This is a genomic window from Pseudomonas palmensis, from assembly GCF_049942755.1.
GTDB lineage: Bacteria > Pseudomonadota > Gammaproteobacteria > Pseudomonadales > Pseudomonadaceae > Aquipseudomonas > Aquipseudomonas palmensis.
The window spans coordinates 1,405,317-1,421,647 of record NZ_CP187958.1; the positions used below are offsets into that span (position 1 = coordinate 1,405,317).

Consider the following 16,331-nt stretch of genomic DNA (forward strand, 5'->3'; position numbering starts at 1 on the left):
CGCTTTTACTTGGCAGCGAGTCGACCCGCCAATGATCGAACCCAAGCGCGTCCTGCGCGCCCTAGCCGAACACTGGGCCCTGCTCGAGCCGTTGTGCGAGCGCTTCGACGGGGGCACCCTGAGCCTGGCCGAGCTGCGCGGGCAACTGGCCGCACAACAGCTCGACAGTACGCCCCAGGACATCACCAACCTGCTGGACGTGTGGATTCGCCTGGACATCCTGGTCCCGGTGGCCAAAAGCCCGAACCGCTTCGAGCTCAACGCCCAGATCCACGACTTCCTGGCCTACCTGCGGCGCGAGCACCGCCTGGGCCTGTGCCTGGAGATCGAAGCCTACCTGCGCCACCTCGAGCGCCTGGCCGGGCATATCCAGGACGCCTTCGACATCCGCGACGGCAACGACCTGGCGCGCCAGCTGCGTCTGCTCGACATGCGCGTGCGTGACGTGCTGAAAAAACTCGACAACGACGAGCAGGCGCTGGTGGCGGTGGCCGAGCGGGCCAAGACCAGCGACCGGCAGATCCCGCTGCGCCAGCGCTACGCCGAAGTGCTGGCCACCTGGGACGAATACGTCGAGCCGATGATCCAGCTGGTGAACGCCGACGGTGCCTTCGAACAGGGCGTGCGCAAGGTCGAGACCGTGCTGTTGCGCCTGCTGGGCGAGCAGGCGCGACTGGGCCACCTGGTCGATGACGACATGCTGCTGCGCACCCACGCGCGCATCCTCGAGATGCAGACCAGCGCCCAGCTGACCCTGCGCCACGCCCGCGAGCTGCTGCTGCCGCTGCGTGAAGAGGCGCGCCGGCACAACGCCGTGACCCGTGGCGCCGCACTGGCGCTGTCGGTGATCCGGCGCAAGGGCATCGACGCCGTGCCGCAGGCGGCCATGCCGCTGTTCACCCGCCCGCAGAGCACCTTCCTCGGCAGCGCCAGCCAGGTCGAGGCCTACGTGTATGCCCTGGCCCGCTTCGAAGCCAAGCCGGCGCAGTTCCCCAAGGCGCACAAGAGCCACAAGGGCGACGCGCCGCGTGCACCGCGCACGGTCAAGGAAATGCTCGAGCGCTGCGAAGACGCCCTGCCGCTGCCCGACCTGATGGTGTGGCTGCTGGAGCAGGAGCCCGAAGGCGCCACCGACGAACTGCTGTACTGGTTCTCGCGCCTGTCGCGGGAAAAACGCTTTACCCGCGCGCGCCTGGAGCGCCGCGAGTACACCACTCAGGAACACCTGGTCAGCCTGCGCTCGTTCGCCCTGACTTCAAGCCGCGAACCGTCGCCCGAGCCTACTGCGAGCCCTACCCATGCATCTTGATCTTTCCGAACTGTCCCAGCTCGCACCGATCTTCCGCGAGCTGTTCAAGGGCTTCCACATCAGCCGGCGCGACCCGGAGCTGTACGCCCAGCTGTCGAACTTCCAGGACCAGTACCGCGGCCTGTTCAAGGCCCTGGGCTTCGAACTGGTGTGCGACACCCGCGGCTTCTACTACTTCGTGCCGGAACTGGCCGCTGCCCAGGTCAACAAGACCGCCCAGCGCCTGTCGCTGTTCACCTTCATCCTGGTGGAGCACCTGGCCGACCAGGGCCGCGACCCGATGTCGGTGCTCGACGGCGGCAGCCTGGGGCGCGACGAGCTGCCCTCGCTGCTGGAAAAGTACCGCGACCTGTTCCTGCAGGCCGAGGTGCAGACCCCCGACGAGCTGGAAGAGAAGATCATGCGCCGCATGACCCAGCTCGGCTTTGCCAGCGAAGACAACGGCATCTACCGCTTCCTGCCGCCGATGCACCGCTTCCTCGACGTGTGCCTGTCGGTGCAGCAGGACCGCGACCTGGCCGCCAGCCTGCACAGTGCCCTGCCGCTGCCGACCCCGGTGCTGGTGGTGGAAGAAACCCCTGAAGAGCTGAACAGGACCGACGACCCGCTCGACCTGAGCCCGTTCGAGGAAAGCGAAGAAGACGCCTTGGCCCGTGCCATTGCCCAAGAGCAACAGGAGATTGACGCATGAGCCAGGACCGCTACGGCATTCGCCGCTTTGCATTGCTCAACACCGCCGGCTACAGCCTGGGCCTGTTCCCGCTGGAGCACCCGCTGTCGGTGTACGGCGCCAACAACCTGGGCAAGAGTGCGTCGATCAACGCCCTGCAGTTCCCGATCCTGGCGCGCATGTCGGACATGAGCTTCGGCAAGTACAGCCTGGAGCAGTCACGCCGCTTCTACTTCGCCAGCGACACCAGCTACATCCTCTGCGAGGTCAACCTGCCCCACGGCCCGCACGTGATCGGCGTGGTCGGGCGCGGCCCTGGCGGCGGCTTCGGCCACCAGTTCTTCGCCTATGCCGGCGAGCTGGACCTGGGCCACTACCAGAAGAACGACACCTGCCTGCGCCAGAAGGAGCTGTTCACCAACCTGGAGCGCAACGGCCTGAAAGCCTACGAGCTCAAGCCCGACGAACTGCGCCGGCTGCTGGTGGGCGGGCACACCTCGGTGCCGCTGGACCTGACCCTGATTCCGCTGCGCTCCACCAGCGAGCAGAGCCTGAAGACCTTCCGCGCCCTGTTCATCAACCTGCTGCACATGCGCGAGATTACCGCGGCCAAGCTCAAGCAGCTGTTCCTCGATGCGTTCGAGCACAGCCTGCGCTCGGGCAGCGTCGACTACATCGCCGCCTGCGAAGAAGCCTTCCGCGACGTGCGGCGCATGGAACAGGACTACAACTCGCTGGTAGCCGCCGGCCCGCTGGTCGAGGCCCTGGCCAATGGCGTGGCCCAGCGCGACATCCTGCGCGGCAAGCTGCACCGCCTGTCACCGCTGCTCGACCAGTTGCTCGGCACCTGGCAGGACTACGCCGGCGCACGCAAGGAAGAACTGGTGCTGCAGGCCGAGCACTACAGCCACGAGCAGGACGCGCTGCAGAACAACCAGCGCGGCGGCACCCAGGAGCTGATGCGCCTGGAACGCGAAATGACCGGTATCCAGCGCTGGCTGGGCGAACTGTCGGTGCTCAAGCACCGCTTCGCACTGGTGGATGACGTCAAGGTGCTGGAGCAGCAGCTGCTGGCCGCCAAGGACGCCCACGACGAACTGGCCGGTGCCCTGGCGCAGTCGCGCCAGTTCAGCGCCGAGGACCTGGAAGAGCGCCTGCGCGACCTGGAGAAACGCCTGAAGTCGGTCAAGCAGCAGCTCGACCATGCCGACAACAACAGCTATGCACGCCTGCGCGAAGAGTTCTCGCAGCAGGACGTCGAGCGCCTGATGCGCCTGTTCAACGGGGCGCTGTTCAGCCTGCCGCTGGGCGAGCGCGGCATCGAGCTGGATGACAGCGACGTGTGGGTCAAGTCTCTGGAAGCGGTACTCGACGGCTTCAAGGGCGAGCGCTTCGAGGCGCCGGGGCTGTCCATCGACCTCAGCCATATCGAGCCGCCGGCCTTGCAGGCCCTGGCCGACCGCGCCGCGCTGCGCGACCAGAAGGAGCGCCTGGAAAAAGAGCTCAAGCAGCTCAAGACCCAGCAGGCCGTGGCCGCCGACCGCGCCGCGAGCAAGACCCAGACCGAAGCGCTGTACCAGCAGGTGCTGGATGCGCAAAAGGCCCTGGAAGACTACCGCCGTACCCAGACCCTGTCGGCCGAGGAAGGCGACAAGCTGGAGCAACTGGCGCAGATGGAGGCGGCCCAGGACGAGCTCAAGCGCTCCAGCGACGCGTTCACCGAGCGCGTGCAGCAACTGTCGGCCAAGCTGCAACTGGTCGGTCGCCAGATCGCCGACATGGAGGCCAAGCAGCGCACCCTCGACGACGCCCTGCGCCGTCGCCAGCTGCTGCCGGCCGACCTGCCGTTCGGCACGCCGTTCATGGACCCGGTCGACGACTCCATGGACAACCTGCTGCCGCTGCTCAACGACTACCAGGACAGCTGGCAGGGCCTGCTGCGGGTGGATGGCCAGATCGAGGCGCTGTACGCCCAGGTACGCCTCAAGGGCGTGGCCAAGTTCGACAGCGAAGACGACATGGAGCGCCGCCTGCAGCTGCTGATCAACGCCTATGCGCACCGTACCGACGAAGCCCTGACCCTGGGCAAGGCGCGGCGCGCGGCGGTGACCGACATCGCGCGTACCCTGCGCAACATCCGCAGCGACTACGACAGCCTCGAGCACCAGCTGGCACTGTTCAACCGCGAGATCAACAAGCGCCAGGTATCCAACCTGCAGAGCTTTCGCATCGTGCTGGCGCCGAACAAGGAAGCGCTCAAGCACATCGACCAGATCATCCACAGTGCCGGCCAGTACGAGGAAGGCGAGACCCTGTCGGTGTTCGACCTGAGCCAGAGCGCCGAGCAGGACAACAAGAACGAAGAGGCCAAGGAGTACCTGGCGCGGCTGGTGGCAGCCAACCACAACCAGCTGGGCCTGAAGGACCTGTTCGAGCTGGCGTTCGAGATCACCAAGGTAGGCGGCCAGCCGATCATCCATACCGACATCGATGGCGCGGCCTCCAACGGCACCACCATGACCATCAAGGCGCTGACCAACATGTACCTGTTGCTGCACCTGATGGACCGCGACCAGGCCGGGCGCGTGCGCCTGCCGTACTACCTGGACGAGGCGGCCGACATCGACGAACGCAACCAGGCGGCATTGCTGGAGACCAGCCTGCAGTTGGGCTTCGTGCCGATTCTGGCGAGCGTGAAGCCGCAGGTATCGGCGCACGTGGCAATCGACCTGGAGGGCGGTAGCGGGCCGAACGGGATCTACATCGACGAGGCGGACTGGAAGTACATCAGCCGTCGCGATCAGGTGAAGGTCGAGGTGCGGGAAGTGGAGGTTGAGCCGGCGTCGATCTGACGGCCTTGGGGCCCTTTGGGCCCCATCGCGGGTCGAGCCCGCTCCCACAGAGGGCACCATTGAACCTGTGGGGGCGGGCTCGACCCGCGATGGATTAAACGCGGTCTTATTCTGCCCAAGGCAGAATCGGAATCGCCGTCACCGCGTTCTGCGGGCTGCCTTCGATCAGGCGGTCGCTGTACACCAGGTACACCAGCGTGTTGCGCTTCTTGTCCAGAAAGCGCACCACCTGCATGGTCTTGAACACCAGCGAGGTGCGCTCCTTGAACACTTCATCGCCATCCTTGAGCTCGCCCTTGAAGCGAATCGGCCCCACCTGACGGCAGGCGATCGACGCCTCGGCACGGTCTTCGGCCAACCCCAGCCCACCCTTCACGCCGCCGGTCTTGGCGCGCGACAGGTAGCAGGTCACGCCCTCCACCTTGGGGTCGTCGAACGCCTCGACCACGATGCGGTCGTTGGGCCCGACGAACTTGAACACCGTCGACACCTGGCCGATTTCCTCGGCACCGGCCAGCATCGGCAAGGCCAGCAAGGCGGCTGCAAAAATCCCTTTGATCACGCTCATTTCCTCATACCAGAATCAGGTTGTCGCGGTGCACCAGTTCCGGCTCGGCGCTGTAGCCCAGCACGGCCTCGATGGCCTCGGATGACTGGCCGATGATCTTCTGTGCTTCCAGCGCGCTGTAGTTGGCCAGGCCGCGGGCCACTTCAAGGCCGTCCGGCCCTACGCAAACGACCATCTCGCCACGTCTGAAACTGCCCTGCACGGTCTTGACGCCCACCGGCAGCAGGCTCTTGTTGGCCTGGCGCAAGGCCTGCACCGCACCGGCGTCCAGCACCAGGGTGCCGCGGGTCTGCAGGTGCCCGGCCAGCCATTGCTTGCGTGCCGCGAGCATGCCGCGCTCGGGCGAGAGCAAGGTGCCCAGGCGCTCGCCGGCCTTGAGGCGGTCGAGCACGCGCTCGATGCGCCCGCCGACGATGATGGTGTGCGCCCCCGACCGCGCGGCCAGGCGCGCCGCACGCAGCTTGGTCTGCATACCGCCACGCCCCAGTGCGCCACCGGTGCCGCCGGCCACGGCGTCCAGCGCCGGGTCATCGGCGCGCGCCTCGTAGATCAGCTGAGCTTCGGGGTTGTTGCGCGGGTCGGCATCGAACATGCCGTCGCGGTCGGTGAGGATCACCAGCAGGTCGGCTTCCACCAGGTTGGCCACCAGTGCGGCCAGGGTGTCGTTGTCGCCGAAGCGGATCTCGTCGGTGACCACGGTGTCGTTCTCGTTGATCACCGGTACCACGCCCAGCTCCACCAGGGTACGCAGGGTGCTGCGGGCATTGAGGTAACGCTTGCGGTCGGAGAGGTCGTCGTGGGTCAGCAGAATCTGCGCGGTGTGCCGGCCATGCTCGGCAAAGCTCGACTCCCAGGCCTGCACCAGGCCCATCTGGCCGATGGAGGCGGCAGCCTGCAGCTCGTTCATCGCACTCGGTCGCTTGCTCCAGCCCAGGCGGCTCATGCCGGCAGCCACGGCCCCCGAAGAGACCAGCACCAACTCGACCCCTGCCTCATGCAGGGCCACCATCTGCTCGACCCACACGCCCATCGCCGCGCGGTCCAGGCCCTTGCCATCCGCCGTCAGCAACGCGCTGCCGATTTTCACGACCCAGCGCTGCGCACCCGTCACCTTGCTCCGCATCTTCTTCCAACCTATAGAGATCTTTAGATACCAAAACGCCGCTTGAAAAAGCGGCGTTTAGTGTACTGCAACGAATCAGTCGCGCACGTAAATGATTTCCGGGCCGTCTTCGTCGTCTTCCCAGTCGTCATCGTCATCATCGTCGCCGATGTCGTGCACGCTCTTGACGCCGGTACGGCGCAGGGCGCGCGCGTCGTCCAGGGCCTGCAGCTGGGCACGGGCCTCGTCTTCGATGCGCTGGTCGAGGTCGGCCAGCTCGTCGCGGTAGGCCGGGTCGGCCGCCAGGCGGTCGGCACGGTCTTCGAGGTAGCGCATGATGTCGCGGCTGAGCTGCTCGGTGCCCTGCTTGGAGATCGCCGAGATCACGTACACCGGGCCTTCCCACTGCAGGCGCTCGACCACTTCCTTGACGCGCTCGTCGCGCTCGTCGTCCATCAGCATGTCGGTCTTGTTCAGCACCAGCCAGCGGTCACGCTCGGCCAGCGACGGGCTGAAGCGGGTCAGCTCGTTGACGATGACTTCGGCGGCGTCGGCGCTGCTGCTTTCATCCAGCGGGGCCAGGTCGACGAGGTGCAGCAGCAGGCGGGTACGCGCCAGGTGCTTGAGGAAGCGGATACCCAGGCCGGCGCCTTCCGAAGCGCCTTCGATCAGGCCGGGGATGTCGGCGATGACGAAGCTCTTCCAGCGGTCGACGCTGACCACGCCCAGGTTCGGCACCAGGGTGGTGAACGGGTAGTCGGCGACTTTCGGCTTGGCGGCCGACACCGAACGGATGAAGGTGGATTTGCCGGCATTGGGCAAGCCCAGCAGGCCGACGTCGGCCAGCACTTTCATTTCCAGTTTCAGGTCACGCTGCTCGCCGGGCTTGCCCGGGGTGGTCTGGCGTGGCGCACGGTTGGTGCTGGACTTGAAACGGGTATTGCCCAGGCCGTGCCAGCCGCCCTGCACCACCATCAGTTTCTGCCCGGCCTTGACCAGGTCGCCGATCACTTCCTGGGTGCCCGCGTCGATCACGGTGGTGCCGACCGGCACGCGCAGAATCAGGTCGTCGCCCTTCTTGCCGGTGCAGTCGGTGCTGCCGCCATTGGAGCCGCGCTGGGCCTCGAAGTGACGGGTGTAGCGGTAGTCGACCAGGGTGTTGAGGTTTTCGTCGGCAACCATGTACACCGAGCCGCCGTCGCCACCATCGCCACCGTTGGGGCCACCGTTCTCGATGAACTTCTCGCGGCGGAAGCTCATGCAACCGTTACCGCCGTCACCGGCCTTGACCTTGATCGATACTTCGTCAACAAACTTCATAAAAACCGCCTCTCGTCAGTTGGACGAGCTGAGTGACACAAAGACATAAGGCTCTTGCAAAAGTGAGCGCGGCGGCCCCGATACGGCCAGAACACCAGCGCCGGCAGCCCATACAAACAGCTTTGCAAGAGACTCACCCCACAAACGAAAAAGCCCCGTCGCGAGACAGGGCTTTTCCAGCGATCGCGCGATTACTCGGCAACGACGCTCACGTAACGACGACCGAAGGCGCCTTTTACTTCGAACTTGATCTTACCCGCGATCTTGGCGAACAGGGTGTGATCCTTGCCCATGCCAACGCCGTAGCCAGCGTGGAATTGGGTGCCGCGCTGACGCACGATGATGTTGCCCGGGATGATAGCCTGGCCGCCATACATCTTCACGCCAAGGCGTTTGGCTTCTGAGTCGCGACCGTTACGGGTACTACCACCAGCTTTTTTGTGTGCCATGGTTCAATTCTCCAGAAATGGGGATTTGGGCGATTAAGCCGAAATACCGGTGATCTTGATTTCGGTGAACCACTGGCGGTGGCCCATACGCTTCATGTGGTGCTTACGGCGGCGGAACTTGATGATGCGCACTTTGTCGTGACGACCTTGCGAGATCACTTCAGCAACAACCTTGGCACCAGCAACGACTGGAGCGCCGATGTTCACGTCGTCGCCATTGGCAACCAACAGAACGCGGTCGAAAGTCACGGATTCGCCAGTGGCGACTTCCAGTTTTTCGATTTTCAGGTATTCACCTTCGGCGACTTTGTACTGCTTGCCACCGGTAACAATTACTGCGTACATGGGTATTTCTCCGATAATCCTGCTCACCCAGCTCTTTATAGGAAGAGTATTGGCTGGCATGGCTGCATAGGGCTGGAACGGCCCAGTGCAATTGCGTAAGGCAGGTGCTGCCCAGGAAGTTCAGGGTGCGCGATTGTACGCAAGCCAGCTTTGCCTTGCAAGTGTGGCCATTGACCCCACGGGCAGTGCGCCTTGACACGCCGGGACCCGCAACCTAGCATGCCGCGCAACCCTTATGGAGCACCTGTGGCCGATGCAACCCCAAGCTTTCTACCGTGCGGTAGCGGACGACTTCAGCGCCGTTGACGAGATCATCAAGAAGCAGCTGACTTCGCGTGTGCCGCTGGTATCGAAAATCGGCGACTATATTACCTCGGCCGGGGGCAAGCGTCTGCGCCCGCTGCTGGTGTTGCTGTGCGGCAAGGCGCTGGGCCGCGAAGGCGACGACCTGCGCCTGCTGGCAGCCACCATCGAGTTCCTGCACACCGCCACCCTGCTGCATGACGACGTGGTCGACATGTCGGGCATGCGCCGTGGCCGCTCCACCGCCAATGCCCTGTGGGGCAACGCGCCAAGCGTGCTGGTGGGCGACTTCCTGTACTCGCGCTCGTTCGAGATGATGGTCGAGCTGGGCTCGATGCCGGTCATGCAGATCCTCTCCAAGGCCACCCGCGTGATTGCCGAGGGTGAAGTGCTGCAGCTGTCGCGCATTCGCGACGCCAGCACCACCGAGGAAGTCTACATGGACGTCATCCGCGGCAAGACCGCCATGCTGTTCGAAGCCTCCACCCACAGCGCCGCCGCACTGGCCGGCGCCAGCGACGAACAGCGCGAAGCCCTGCGTACCTTCGGCGACCACCTGGGCGTGGCCTTCCAGCTGGTCGACGACCTGCTCGACTACAAGGGCGACGCCGAGACCCTGGGCAAGAACGTCGGTGACGACCTGGCCGAAGGCAAGCCGACCCTGCCGCTGATCTACACCATGCGCGAAGGCACCCCCGAGCAGGCGGCGCTGGTGCGCCAGGCCATCCAGAAAGGTGGCCTTGAAGACCTGGAGAGCATCCGCAACGCAGTGGAGGCCGCCGGCGCGCTGGAGTACACCGCACAGATGGCGCGTGACTACGTGGCCCGTGCCATCGCCTGCCTGGACGTGCTGCCGGCCAGCGAATACCGCGATGCGCTGGTCGAACTCAGCGAATTCGCCGTCGCCCGCACGCACTGATCCCCTGCCCCGGCCCATCGCTCGATGGGCCTGCTTTTCCTCTGGCCGGCAAAACCCTATACAATGTGGGTTTTCTGCACGTAGTCCTGAGGAACCGTAGTGAGCACTTTGCCACCCTGCCCCAAATGCAACTCCGAATACACCTACGAAGACGCCAGCCAGCTGATCTGCCCCGAGTGCGCCCACGAGTGGTCGGCCAGCGGTGAAGCCGAAGCGGCCAGCGACGAAGCGGTGAAGAAGGATTCGGTGGGCAACGTCCTGCAGGACGGCGACACCATCACCGTGATCAAGGACCTCAAGGTCAAGGGCACCTCGCTGGTGGTCAAGGTCGGCACCAAGGTCAAGAACATCCGCCTGTGCGACGGCGACCACGACATCGACTGCAAGATCGACGGCATCGGCCCGATGAAGCTGAAATCGGAATTCGTGCGCAAGGTCTGACCCCTGCCTGCCCGGGGCTGCACTCGCAGCCTCGACCCTACCGCCCGGCGGTAATCGCAAGAAAAATCCAATAGTCACTTGCTATTTTGATAATAAGAATTATTCTCATTGAACGCTTTCAAGGAGAATAGCCATGACTTATCTGATAGACGCCTGGCTTGACCGCCCCCATCCGTACCTGCGCATCCTGCACCGCGAAACCGGCGAGGTATGCGCCGTGCTCGAAGAAGACGCGCTGGGCGAACTGCGCGACCAGGGCGACCTGGATCTTCACGGGTTGAATTCGAGCGAGCCTGTGGTGCTCAAGGAGCTGGTGAGGAATCTGTTCCTGTTCTGCTATGCCCGGGCGTTGCGCCCTGGGGGTGGTGCGCAGTGGAACTGAAAGCATCGCGGGTCAAGCCCGCTCCCACAAGGATCACTGCAATCATGAGACTGGCAGTGTACCTGTGGGAGCGGGCTTGACCCGCGATGAGGGCCGCAAGGTCCTGCGACGTACTTACAGTACGTCCAGCAGCTCGACGTCGAACACCAGCACGCTGTGCGGCGGGATGCTGCCAACGCCCTGGGCGCCGTAAGCCAGCTCGCTCGGTACGTACAGGCGCCATTTGCTGCCCGCGTTCATCAGTTGCAGGGCCTCGGTCCAGCCAGCGATCACGCCGCCGACCGGGAATTCTGCCGGCTGGCCACGCTCGTAGGAGCTGTCGAACACGGTGCCGTCGATCAGGGTGCCGTGGTAGTGGGTGCGCACGCTGTCTTCACGGCTTGGCTTGGCGCCTTCACCGGCAGTCAGTACTTCGAACTGCAGGCCCGAGGCCAGGGTGGTGATGCCGTCACGCTTGGCGTTCTCGGCCAGGAAGGCCTTGCCTTCGCCAGCGGCCGCTTCGGCCTTGGCAGCCGCTTCGGCCTGCATGATTTCACGGATGACCTTGAAGCTGGCCGACAGGTCTTCTTCGCTGACGCGGCTGGCCTGGCCATTGAAGGCGTCGGTCAGACCGGCCAGGATCGCGTCCAGGTTGACGCCCGGTGGCGGGTTGTCACGCAGCTGGCCACCCAGCTGACGGCCAATGCCGTAGCTGACGCGGGTTTCGTCGGTGGACAGGTTGAGTTCGGACATGTTTCTGCTCCGCTACAGGGCGCACAAAAGCCGCGCCCGCTGTGAAAAGGGCAAGCAGCCTAGCACACTGCGGCAAAGCAGTTCAGCTACCAGGCAGTACGTCGCGGCATCGGCACCTTGAGGTCTTCTTCGGGGGTGCCGTGCAGGCCGCACATCTCGTCCTGCACCGACCAGTGCACCAGGTGCAACGGCACGGCGGGCAAGCCATTGAGCAGGCGCTGGCCATCGACCACCGAGTGCACCTTGAGACGTACCCCCTTGGCATCCAGCAACGGGTGCGCCTTGCCCTTGACCCGGGCCTCGAGCACGAAGTCCCCCCCTTCGATGGCGATCAGGTTCAGTTCGTCCACCCGGCCGGCCCTGGCCTCGCTGTTCAGTTCATGCAGGTTCATTGCGATACCTCGCTACTGGAACATTCCACAGGCCGTTCATTTTTTGTACAGCATCGACCAAAGCACAAGCCAGAAACGCAACCGCCCGTCCGTTATGCAACGGACGGGCGGCTGACAAGGCGTGATACCCCGCAGGTCAGTGCTTGGTCATCTTGTCCAGGTAGCCCATGGCGAACGCCGAGACCACGAAGGTCATGTGGATGATCACGTACCACATCAGGTACTGGGTCTCGATGTTGCGCGCGTCCATGAACACCCGCAGCAGGTGGATGGAGGAGATCGCCACGATCGAGGCGGCCACCTTCATCTTCAGCGAGGAAGAGTCCATCTTGCCCAGCCAGTTGAGCTTTTCGGTGCCTTCGGCGATATCCAGCTGCGACACGAAGTTCTCGTAGCCCGAGATCATCACCATCACCAGCAGGCCGCCCACCAGGGCCATGTCGATCAGCGACAGCAGTACCAGGATGAGGTCGGACTCGGCCAGCGAGAAGACGTTGGGCAGCACATGGAAGATCTCCTGAAAGAACTTCAGCGCCAACGCCAGCAGCCCCAGGGACAGGCCAAAATAGATGGGTGCGAGCAGCCAGCGCGAGGCGTACATCGCATTTTCGATAAAGCGTTCCATTGAGCAGATCACCAGGTGGCTGGAAAAAAACGAGCGCGAGTATAGCAGCCACCTGTGACAGGAAAAGCCCGCGACACGCTGCCACAGGCCGGAGGATGAACGGTCGGCTCAGGTGTCGGGGTTGGACTGCAGGTCACCCACATGGTGAACCCGTTCGCCGTTGATGCGACGCAGCTGCGCCTGCAGGTGCACGCACCAGATCTGCGGGTCGTCGGCCACCTGGTAGCCGTGCAGGGTCAGGCTGTCGACAATCGCGCTGAGCACCGACTCGGCCACGAACGGCCCGTGAAACGGCCCCTGGGCCTTGATCGCGGAGGGTTGCTCGCCGGCCATGCCGGCGGCGAACAGCAGTGTCCACATGCCGGTGTCACCGGCCAGCGGGCGGATACGGCACTCAATGCGGGTCACCAGGCCCAGGCATTGACGGGTAAGGCTGAGGGTACGCGGCATGGCGACGGTCCTCGGTGAGGCGTTGCGTAGCCTGTGGCCAGGCTGGTTTCGATCCTTTTGCGCACGACGGTCCATGCCTTGAGGATAGAAGAAATCCGCCGGCGACAAGCGGTCGGCGCCGAGCGGTCATGTGCCATGCGCCGAACTGCCCCCTTCGCCCGTAATGCCGACTCCCACATGTAGGAGCCGGCATTGCCGGCGAAGACCCCACCGCGGTCAGGAAGGCTTCACCTGCGCCAGCGCCTCTTCGGCCTGCTCCTTCTCGGCTTCCTTGAGGTCCTCTTCGCTGATCATCTCGGCAATCACCCGCAACCGCTCGACCACCCGCGCATTGATGCTGCCCTCGGGGAACTCGCCCTCCTCGTTCGGCTGCCCGGCCGGCTCGCCCACCAGCAGGCTCAGGGCCTCGTCGGCCTGACTGACTGCGTACACATGGAATTGCCCGGCGCGCACCGCCTGCAGCACGCGCTCGTCGAGCATCAGCGTGGCCACGTTGGCCCGCGGGATGATCGCGCCCTGCTCACCGGTCAGGCCACGAGCCTCGCACAGGCGGAAGAAGCCCTCGATCTTCTCGTTGACCCCGCCCACCGCCTGCACTTCACCGAACTGGTTGATCGAGCCGGTGATCGCAAAGCACTGCTTGAGCGGGGTTTTCGACAGGGCCGAGATCAGCGTGCAGGCCTCGCCCAGCGATGCGCTGTCGCCATCCACATAGCCGTAGGACTGCTCCAGCGCGATGCTGGCCGAAATGGCCAGGGGGAACTCCTGGGCATAGCGGCTGCCCAGGTACCCGGTGAGGATCATCACGCCCTTGGAGTGGATCGGCTGGCCCAGGTTGACCTCACGCTCGATATCCACGATGCCGCTGCCGCCCGGGTACACCGTGGCGGAAATCCGCGCCGGCACGCCGAACGCCGAATCGCCCACCTCCAGCACGGTCAGGCCGTTGCACTTGCCCACCGCCGCGCCTTCGGTGTCGATCAGGATGATCCCGGCCAGCATGTCGTCGAGAATCCGCGCCGATACCCGCCCGGTACGCGTGGCCTTGGCCTTGAGCGCCCGCTCGATGTGCCCGGCGTCGGTCATCTCGTCGTTGGCCAGGTGGCGAATGAAATCCGCCTCGCTGACCAGCTGGAACAGGTCGCCGATGCGCGCCGACAGGCGCCCCTGGTGCTCGGCCAGGCGGGCGCTGTAGGTGGCCAGGCGCGCCACCGCATCGGCGGTCAGCGGGGCCATGCCCTCCTCGCTGGTGCGGGTCTTGAGCAGCTGGGCGAACTGCTCCAGGCTCTCCTCGACCATGGGAATGTCTTCGTCGAAGTCCACCAGCACCCGGAACATCTCCTGGAAGTCCGGGTCGTGGTCCTGCAGTGCGTAGTACAGCTGGCGGGCGCCGATGATGATCACCTTGACCTGCAGCGGGATCATCTGCGGGGTGAGGGTCACGGTGGCCAGGCGACCGAACTCGCCCAGCGGCGACTCCATCTTCAGCTTGCGCGATTGCAGGGCGCGCTTGAGCGCATCCCACACGAACGGCTCGCCGAGCATCTTCTCGGCTTCCAGAATCAGGAACCCGCCATTGGCGCGGTGCAGCGCCCCCGGGCGCAACTGGCGATAGGTGGTGTACAGCGCGCCCTGGTCGTTGCCGTATTCGATGCGGCCGAACAGGTTGTCGTAGGTAGGGTGCGGCTCGAACACCACGGGCGCGCCGCCGCTGGCATGATGGCCGACCACCAGGCTGGGGGCGTACTGCTCTTCGAGCATCTTGCGCGCCACCGCGTCGGTCTTGCTGTCGTCGACCAGTTGCTCGACCACGGTGCGCAGCAGGTTGACCTGCATGGCCTGCAGGTAGGCGCACACTGCGGCGTTCTCGGCGTATTTCTCCGACAGCGGGGCCAGCAAGGGCTGCAGGGCCAGGGTGATGGTTTCTTCGTTGAGCTGGCGCAGCTGGTTGTTCGACTCGCGCTTCCACTGCGGCAGGCTGGCGAGCTCTTCGTTGAGGCGCTCTTCCAGCGCGGCGATGTCCTCGTGGAAGCGCTCGCGCTCGGCCTCAGGCAACTGGGCGAACTCGGCCTCGTCCAGCGCCTTGCCATCGGCCATGGGGGTGAAGGCGACGTTGCTGCTGTCGCGGTACAGGGCCACGTCCTTTTCCAGCGAGGCGCGCTCGATCACATCCAGGGCACGGTCGTAGCGCTGGTTGAAGGCGCGGTCGATGGCGCTTTTCTTCTGCTGATAGGACGGGTGCTCGAACACCGCCGGAAAGGTCGCCAGCAGGTTGTCGATCAGGCCCCCGATATCGGCGATGAAGGCCCCGGCACTGCCGGCCGGCAGCTCGAACGCCTTGGGCTCGCGGGGCTCGTCGAAGTTGTTGACGTACAGCCAGTCGGACGGCGTCTGCAGGCGCTTGCCTTCTGCCTTGAGGTAGCGCTTGACGAACGAGAAGCGGCCGGTGCCCGGCTCGCCCATGACAAACACGTTGTAACCGGGGCGTGGCATGGCGACGCCGAACTGCAAGGCTTCGACTGCACGTTCCTGGCCTAGCACACCGCGAAAGGGCTCCAGATCATTGGTGGTGGAAAAATCGAACTGTTCAGCGGAAAACGGCCGGGTCAGGGCTTCGGGCGCAAGACGCAGGCTCGCAGCAACAGGATCGGGCATCGGGCTTCCTTACTTCGGCGGGGCGGATGACGGCATTCTGGCGCCGCCTGCGCCCGGCTTGCAAGGCTCTTCAACGCTTTAGCGCGCAGGGTCGAAAACCTGCTCCGCGTCAATTATTTCAAGCAATCTTTTGCAATTAATCACGGAACCCTTAGATCGTGCCTAAACTCCAAACTGCGCGGCTGGGTAAACAACCGACCCGTCCTGGCAACTAGTCCTACAGACATGCCAGATAACCCTGACCTTTGGTTTGAACATCAGAAAGAGAACAATGCTATGAAACGGATTCTTCTGGGTACTCTGTTCACCGCGGTTTCGCTCAACGCCATGGCCCAGGCGCCAGGCGGCCCGGACTGCGGCTGGGGCAACATGCTGTTCGAGGGCCAACGCGGCACGCCGGCTCACTTCCTCGCATCCACCACCAACGGTACCTCGGGCAACGCCACCTTCGGCATGACCTCGGGCACCAACGGCTGCTCCACCAATGCGTCGCTGACCTATGGCGGCAAATCCTGGTTCGCCATGAATGGCATGATGAACGAGCTGTCCGAAGACATGGCGCAAGGCCAGGGCGAAGCACTGACCACCTACGCGGTGGTACTGGGCGTCGCACCGGAAGACCGTGCGCACTTCGCGGCCGTGACCCACCAGCACTTCCAGGAAATCTTCACCACAGCCGACGCTACCGCTGAAGATGTTCACACCAACACCCTCGCCGTCCTGAAAAGCGACTCCCGTCTGGCCAAATACGCAACCCCGGCCTAAGCTCGGCACACCCGCCCCGACCACGGGGCGGGTTTGTTTGCCCGCCTCTATC

17 protein-coding genes are annotated in these 16,331 nt (G+C 64.5%); 7 read left to right on the forward strand and 10 right to left on the reverse strand.

Annotation, left to right across the window (positions count from 1 at the left end):
- Positions 1-31: 31 nt before the first annotated feature.
- From mksB to mksF, 3 genes are read left to right on the forward strand one after another with little or no spacing between them, the layout of a single operon-like run.
- A complete protein-coding gene (gene mksB / locus ACPRTJ_RS06460; RefSeq protein ID WP_078481776.1) occupies positions 32-1,309 on the forward strand; it encodes an Mks condensin complex protein MksB in 1,278 nt (425 codons plus the stop codon).
- Positions 1,299-2,000, forward strand: a complete 702-nt coding sequence (mksE, locus tag ACPRTJ_RS06465) for an Mks condensin complex protein MksE (protein ID WP_043859813.1) — start codon at positions 1,299-1,301, stop codon at positions 1,998-2,000. Before mksB ends, mksE begins: the two co-directional genes overlap by 11 nt.
- Positions 1,997-4,831 (forward strand): Mks condensin complex protein MksF, encoded by a 2,835-nt coding sequence (gene mksF / locus ACPRTJ_RS06470; protein WP_054916262.1) that lies wholly within the window; start codon positions 1,997-1,999, stop codon positions 4,829-4,831. Before mksE ends, mksF begins: the two co-directional genes overlap by 4 nt.
- Positions 4,832-4,937: 106 nt before the next feature.
- On the opposite strand, the gene ACPRTJ_RS06475 is transcribed toward mksF, so the two are convergent.
- The 5 genes from ACPRTJ_RS06475 to rplU all read right to left on the reverse strand — a co-directional run bounded on the left by ACPRTJ_RS06475 (position 4,938) and on the right by rplU (position 8,615).
- Entirely contained in the window at positions 4,938-5,399 is a 462-nt protein-coding gene (locus tag ACPRTJ_RS06475; protein ID WP_043860223.1) for a CreA family protein, read from the reverse strand.
- Between the two features lie 4 nt (positions 5,400-5,403).
- Complete coding sequence (gene proB, locus ACPRTJ_RS06480; protein ID WP_043860222.1) at positions 5,404-6,522, reverse strand: glutamate 5-kinase; 1,119 nt, start codon at positions 6,520-6,522, stop codon at positions 5,404-5,406.
- Positions 6,523-6,597: 75 nt separating this feature from the next.
- The gene (cgtA, locus tag ACPRTJ_RS06485) at positions 6,598-7,821 is read right to left on the reverse strand and encodes an Obg family GTPase CgtA (protein WP_043860221.1); all 1,224 of its coding nucleotides are present in this window, start codon (positions 7,819-7,821) and stop codon (positions 6,598-6,600) included.
- Positions 7,822-8,012: 191 nt separating this feature from the next.
- Entirely contained in the window at positions 8,013-8,270 is a 258-nt protein-coding gene (gene rpmA / locus ACPRTJ_RS06490) for a 50S ribosomal protein L27 (RefSeq protein WP_010225698.1), read from the reverse strand.
- A 33-nt stretch (positions 8,271-8,303) separates the two neighbouring features.
- Positions 8,304-8,615: a 50S ribosomal protein L21 gene (rplU, locus tag ACPRTJ_RS06495; RefSeq protein WP_038614793.1), complete on the reverse strand. Its 312-nt coding sequence runs from the start codon at positions 8,613-8,615 to the stop codon at positions 8,304-8,306.
- A 253-nt stretch (positions 8,616-8,868) separates the two neighbouring features.
- Here rplU and ACPRTJ_RS06500 point away from each other — a divergent pair, with 253 nt between their 5' ends.
- From ACPRTJ_RS06500 to ACPRTJ_RS06510, 3 genes are all read left to right on the forward strand, one after another.
- Positions 8,869-9,837 carry a polyprenyl synthetase family protein gene (locus ACPRTJ_RS06500; RefSeq protein ID WP_054916263.1) on the forward strand — a complete coding sequence of 323 codons (969 nt, stop codon included), beginning with the start codon at positions 8,869-8,871 and terminating at the stop codon, positions 9,835-9,837.
- Between the two features lie 99 nt (positions 9,838-9,936).
- Positions 9,937-10,278, forward strand: coding sequence for a zinc ribbon domain-containing protein YjdM (locus ACPRTJ_RS06505; protein WP_043860219.1), 342 nt, complete (start codon positions 9,937-9,939; stop codon positions 10,276-10,278).
- A gap of 133 nt (positions 10,279-10,411) precedes the next feature.
- Positions 10,412-10,660, forward strand: coding sequence for a hypothetical protein (locus ACPRTJ_RS06510; protein ID WP_043860218.1), 249 nt, complete (start codon positions 10,412-10,414; stop codon positions 10,658-10,660).
- Between the two features lie 114 nt (positions 10,661-10,774).
- On the opposite strand, the gene ACPRTJ_RS06515 is transcribed toward ACPRTJ_RS06510, so the two are convergent.
- The 5 genes from ACPRTJ_RS06515 to ACPRTJ_RS06535 all read right to left on the reverse strand — a co-directional run bounded on the left by ACPRTJ_RS06515 (position 10,775) and on the right by ACPRTJ_RS06535 (position 15,514).
- A complete protein-coding gene (locus ACPRTJ_RS06515) occupies positions 10,775-11,392 on the reverse strand; it encodes an FKBP-type peptidyl-prolyl cis-trans isomerase (RefSeq protein ID WP_043860217.1) in 618 nt (205 codons plus the stop codon).
- Between the two features lie 86 nt (positions 11,393-11,478).
- Positions 11,479-11,784 carry a DUF6482 family protein gene (locus tag ACPRTJ_RS06520; protein ID WP_043860216.1) on the reverse strand — a complete coding sequence of 102 codons (306 nt, stop codon included), beginning with the start codon at positions 11,782-11,784 and terminating at the stop codon, positions 11,479-11,481.
- A gap of 136 nt (positions 11,785-11,920) precedes the next feature.
- The gene (locus ACPRTJ_RS06525) at positions 11,921-12,409 is read right to left on the reverse strand and encodes a TIGR00645 family protein (RefSeq protein WP_043860215.1); all 489 of its coding nucleotides are present in this window, start codon (positions 12,407-12,409) and stop codon (positions 11,921-11,923) included.
- 108 nt (positions 12,410-12,517) lie between these two features.
- Complete coding sequence (locus tag ACPRTJ_RS06530) at positions 12,518-12,859, reverse strand: hypothetical protein (protein WP_043860214.1); 342 nt, start codon at positions 12,857-12,859, stop codon at positions 12,518-12,520.
- A gap of 216 nt (positions 12,860-13,075) precedes the next feature.
- The gene (locus ACPRTJ_RS06535; RefSeq protein WP_043860213.1) at positions 13,076-15,514 is read right to left on the reverse strand and encodes a Lon protease family protein; all 2,439 of its coding nucleotides are present in this window, start codon (positions 15,512-15,514) and stop codon (positions 13,076-13,078) included.
- A gap of 276 nt (positions 15,515-15,790) precedes the next feature.
- Between ACPRTJ_RS06535 and ACPRTJ_RS06540 the strand changes: the two genes are divergently transcribed.
- On the forward strand, positions 15,791-16,279 hold the full coding sequence (locus ACPRTJ_RS06540; protein ID WP_426428405.1) for a DUF3015 domain-containing protein: 489 nt from the start codon (positions 15,791-15,793) through the stop codon (positions 16,277-16,279).
- Positions 16,280-16,331 lie beyond the last annotated feature (52 nt).

Coding starts and splice junctions, on each gene's coding strand:
- mksB (WP_078481776.1), top strand. CDS start 32: ATGATCGAACCCAAGCGCGTCCTGCGCGCCCTAGCCGAACACTGGGCC.
- mksE (WP_043859813.1), top strand. CDS start 1,299: ATGCATCTTGATCTTTCCGAACTGTCCCAGCTCGCACCGATCTTCCGC.
- mksF (WP_054916262.1), top strand. CDS start 1,997: ATGAGCCAGGACCGCTACGGCATTCGCCGCTTTGCATTGCTCAACACC.
- ACPRTJ_RS06475 (WP_043860223.1), bottom strand. CDS start 5,399: ATGAGCGTGATCAAAGGGATTTTTGCAGCCGCCTTGCTGGCCTTGCCG.
- proB (WP_043860222.1), bottom strand. CDS start 6,522: ATGCGGAGCAAGGTGACGGGTGCGCAGCGCTGGGTCGTGAAAATCGGC.
- cgtA (WP_043860221.1), bottom strand. CDS start 7,821: ATGAAGTTTGTTGACGAAGTATCGATCAAGGTCAAGGCCGGTGACGGC.
- rpmA (WP_010225698.1), bottom strand. CDS start 8,270: ATGGCACACAAAAAAGCTGGTGGTAGTACCCGTAACGGTCGCGACTCA.
- rplU (WP_038614793.1), bottom strand. CDS start 8,615: ATGTACGCAGTAATTGTTACCGGTGGCAAGCAGTACAAAGTCGCCGAA.
- ACPRTJ_RS06500 (WP_054916263.1), top strand. CDS start 8,869: ATGCAACCCCAAGCTTTCTACCGTGCGGTAGCGGACGACTTCAGCGCC.
- ACPRTJ_RS06510 (WP_043860218.1), top strand. CDS start 10,412: ATGACTTATCTGATAGACGCCTGGCTTGACCGCCCCCATCCGTACCTG.
- ACPRTJ_RS06515 (WP_043860217.1), bottom strand. CDS start 11,392: ATGTCCGAACTCAACCTGTCCACCGACGAAACCCGCGTCAGCTACGGC.
- ACPRTJ_RS06520 (WP_043860216.1), bottom strand. CDS start 11,784: ATGAACCTGCATGAACTGAACAGCGAGGCCAGGGCCGGCCGGGTGGAC.
- ACPRTJ_RS06525 (WP_043860215.1), bottom strand. CDS start 12,409: ATGGAACGCTTTATCGAAAATGCGATGTACGCCTCGCGCTGGCTGCTC.
- ACPRTJ_RS06530 (WP_043860214.1), bottom strand. CDS start 12,859: ATGCCGCGTACCCTCAGCCTTACCCGTCAATGCCTGGGCCTGGTGACC.
- ACPRTJ_RS06535 (WP_043860213.1), bottom strand. CDS start 15,514: ATGCCCGATCCTGTTGCTGCGAGCCTGCGTCTTGCGCCCGAAGCCCTG.
- ACPRTJ_RS06540 (WP_426428405.1), top strand. CDS start 15,791: ATGAAACGGATTCTTCTGGGTACTCTGTTCACCGCGGTTTCGCTCAAC.